General features: G+C 67.9%; 4 protein-coding genes. 1 reads left to right on the top strand and 3 read right to left on the bottom strand.

The genetic code is table 11. The features are described 5' to 3' along the window. The coding region (locus AC1DVT_RS18735) for an ROK family protein (protein WP_477390739.1) at positions 1-536 on the bottom strand (536 nt) is incomplete at its 3' end. Positions 537-682: 146 nt separating this feature from the next. Between AC1DVT_RS18735 and AC1DVT_RS18730 the strand changes: the two genes are divergently transcribed. Then, the gene (locus AC1DVT_RS18730; RefSeq protein WP_477390737.1) at positions 683-2,509 is read left to right on the top strand and encodes an AMP-dependent synthetase/ligase; all 1,827 of its coding nucleotides are present in this window, start codon (positions 683-685) and stop codon (positions 2,507-2,509) included. A 43-nt stretch (positions 2,510-2,552) separates the two neighbouring features. On the opposite strand, the gene def is transcribed toward AC1DVT_RS18730, so the two are convergent. Both def and AC1DVT_RS18720 read right to left on the bottom strand, forming a co-directional pair. Beyond that, positions 2,553-3,044 (bottom strand): peptide deformylase, encoded by a 492-nt coding sequence (gene def, locus AC1DVT_RS18725; RefSeq protein ID WP_477390735.1) that lies wholly within the window; start codon positions 3,042-3,044, stop codon positions 2,553-2,555. Positions 3,045-3,046: 2 nt separating this feature from the next. Continuing rightward, a partial coding sequence (locus AC1DVT_RS18720) for a MinD/ParA family ATP-binding protein (protein ID WP_477390733.1) occupies positions 3,047-3,589 on the bottom strand: 543 nt, incomplete at its 5' end.

The following is a 3,589-nucleotide window of genomic DNA, read 5'->3' as shown; positions in this document are numbered from 1 at the left end:
GACGCATACTGCTCGAGGCATCCGTTCTGTCCGCAGCCGCACGGTCGCCCGTCGCGAACGAACCGCGTGTGGCCCAGTTCGCCGGCGATGCCGTGGCCGCCGCGGTAGAGCGCGCCACCGGAGATGACGGCGCCTCCGACTCCGGTGCCGAGGGTCAGCATGGCGACGTCCTGGTAGTCGCGCCCGGCTCCGAAGCGGAACTCCGCCCAGCCGGCCGCATTCGCATCATTCTCGATCGTCACCGGCATCTCGAGGCGCGACTCGAGCTTCGCCTTGAGCGGCTCGTTGTGCCAGTCGATGTTCGGCGCATGGATCACGGTGGTGCCGGCACGGTCGACGAACCCGGCGGCGGCGACGCCCACAGCGCCGATCTCATGCCCGCGATCGAGGTGACGCACCATGTCGACGACGGCGTCTTCGAGCGCCGACGTGTCGGTAGGCGTCTCGACCCGCAGCTGCTCGACGATATGCCCTTCCTCGTCGACCACGCCGCCCGCGATCTTGGTTCCACCGATGTCGATTCCGACCTTGAGCACGCCGTTCCCTTCAGACCGCAGCGGGGCGCAGCGGCGCCTCGAAGTCTATCCGGGAGCACCACGGCATACCGGGAGGAGGAGGCCCCTCGGAGATAGACTTCAGGCACACAGCACCGGAGTTAAGTGCCGGTTACGAAGGAGTCGCCGTGGTCCAGTTCGAAGTCCCCCCCATCGTTCCCGCGGATCCCCAGGCGAACATCACCGACCTGCTCGCAGAGCGGGTGAACAAGACCCCGCAGCTGGCGCTGTTCGCAGTGCCCGAGGGCGAGGGCTGGCGTGATGTGACCGCCGCGGAGTTCCAGCGTCAGGTGATCGCCCTCGCGAAGGGCTTCGTCGCGGCCGGGCTCGCGCCGGGTGACAAAGTGTCGTTCCTGGCGCGCACCACGTATGACTGGACGCTCGTCGACTTCGCGCTGTTCTATGCGGGCGCGGTCATGGTCCCGATCTTCGAGACGAGCTCACCCGCCCAGATCTCCTGGATCCTCACCGACTCCGGAGCCATCGCCAGCATCGTCGAGTCGCCGGAGCACAGCGCACGTCTCGACGAGATCCGCGACGAGGTCCCACTCCTGCAGCACACCTGGTCGATGCACAGCGGCGACCTCGACAAGCTCATCACCCGGGGCAAGGAAGTCCCGGATGACGAGATCGAGCGGCGCCGCAACCTCGCGGTCGGTGCGGACATCGCCACGCTCATCTACACCTCCGGGTCGACCGGTCGCCCGAAGGGGTGCGTGCTGACCCACAGCAACTTCGTCGAGCTGTCCCGCAACTCCGCGAAGGCGATGAGCGAGGTCGTCGAAGCGCCCGGCGCATCCACCCTGCTGTTCATCACCACCGCGCACGTCTTCGCCCGGTTCATCTCCATCCTCGCGATCCACTCCGGCGTGAAGACCGGGCACCAGCCCGACACCAGGCAGCTCCTCCCCTCGCTCGGCTCGTTCAAGCCGTCCTTCCTGCTGGCCGTGCCGCGCGTGTTCGAGAAGGTGTACAACTCCGCCGAGCAGAAGGCAGAGGCGGGCGGCAAGGGCAAGATCTTCCGCGCGGCCGCGCACACCGCCGTCGAGCACTCCAAGCTGCTCCAGGCCGGCAAGAAGATCCCCGTCTTCACGAAGATCAAGTTCGCGCTGTTCGATCGGCTCGTCTACAGCAAGCTGCGGGAGGCGATGGGCGGCCGGGTGGTGTTCGCCGTGTCGGGATCCGCCCCGCTGGGCTCGCGACTCGGCCACTTCTTCCACAGCCTCGGGCTCGTCATCCTCGAGGGCTACGGCCTGACCGAGACGACGGCTCCCGCCACGATCAACCTGGCCACGAAGTCCAAGATCGGCTCGGTCGGTCCGGCTCTGCCGGGCGTCGGCGTGCGCATCGCCGACGACGGCGAGATCCAGGTGCGCGGCATCGACGTCTTCAAGGAGTACTGGCGCAATCCCGAGGCCACGGCCGAAGCGTTCGACGGCRACTGGTTCAAGACCGGCGACCTGGGCTCGTTCGACGAGGAGGGCTTCCTCACGATCACCGGACGCAAGAAGGAGATCATCGTCACCGCAGGCGGCAAGAACGTCGCCCCGGCGGTGCTCGAAGATCCGATCCGCGCGAACCCGATCGTCGGGCAGGTCGTCGTGGTCGGCGACCAGAAGCCGTTCATCGCGGCGCTCATCACGCTCGACAGCGAGATGCTCCCGACGTGGCTCGGCAACAACGGCCTCGACAAGAACATGACCCTCGAAGAAGCATCCAAGAACAGTGCGGTGCGGGCTGAAGTTCAGAAGGCCATCGATCACGCGAACAAGGCGGTCTCGCGCGCCGAGTCGATCCGCAAGTTCACGATCCTGCCGACGGAATGGACCGAGGCCAGCGGTCACCTGACCCCGAAGCTCAGCATCAAGCGGAACGTCATCATGACCGACTTCGCGTCCGACGTCGACGCGATCTACGACGTGCCGGTGTCGACGACCAACGTGTCGATCGGCTGACCGAGCGGAACGGAATGGCCCGGGGCAGCGCCCCGGGCCATTCTCACATCCAGTCGCTCTCGCGGATCTCGCGCATCGCGATGCGCCGGGTCTCCGGCGGAAGCCGGTCGAGGTAGAGCTTGCCGTCCAGGTGGTCGGTCTCGTGCTGGAGCGCCTGCGCGAGCAGACCCTCACCCTCCAGGACGACCTCATTGCCGTCGAGGTCGATGCCGACGACCTTCGCCCACGGATGCCGCAGCGCGTCGTGCCAGAGGCCGGGCACCGACAGACAGCCTTCGCCGGTGGGCTCAGGCTCCCCGGACACCTCCACCACCTCGGGGTTGAGGATGTAGCCGATGTCGCCGTCGATGTTGTAGCTGAACGCGCGCAGCCCCACACCGATCTGCGGTGCGGCGACGCCCGCGCGGCCGGGCAGTTCCACCGTGTCGATGAGGTCCTGCACGAGCGCTCGAATGCCCTCGTCGATGTCGGTGATGGCAACGCTCGGCGTCCGGAGGACGGGGTCGCCGAACAGCCGGATCGGCCGGACTGCCACGGTCAGGCCGCGGGTGCCAGAGCGCGCAGACCCTCGACGACGGTGGCCGCCAGTTCGCGGGCCGCCAGGCGCGTCTCGGGACGCAGATCGCGGAAGGTGATGGCGCTGCCTGCCGCGATGTGCGGGTCGTACGGCACCCGCACGACCGCGCGCACCCGCGTCTTGAAGTGCGTCTCCAGCTCGTCCTGCTGCACGAGCGGCAGGCCGGGCCGGGCGTTGTTGAGCACGACCACGGCGCCGCGGACCTGCTCGGCGTAGCCGTTCGTCTCGAGCCAGGTGAGCGTCTCGGACGCCAGCCGCGCCTCGTCGACGCTGAGGCCGGAGACCACCACGAGCTGGTCGGCGCGGTCGAGCGTCGCCGCCATGACGGAGTGCACGATCCCGGTGCCGGTGTCGGTCAGGACGAACGAGTAGTAGTGCGCGGCGAGCGAGGCGACATCGTTGTAGTCGCGATCGCTGAAGGCCTCGGACACGCGGGGATCGGCATCCGATGCGAGCACGTCCAGCCGGGTCTCGTCGCGGGCGACGATCGCGGACACCTGCGC

Source organism: Microbacterium sp. P2_F9 (genome assembly GCF_056403635.1).
Note: the sequence above shows the minus strand (reverse complement) of the source record. Positions and strands in the feature narration are given on the sequence as shown.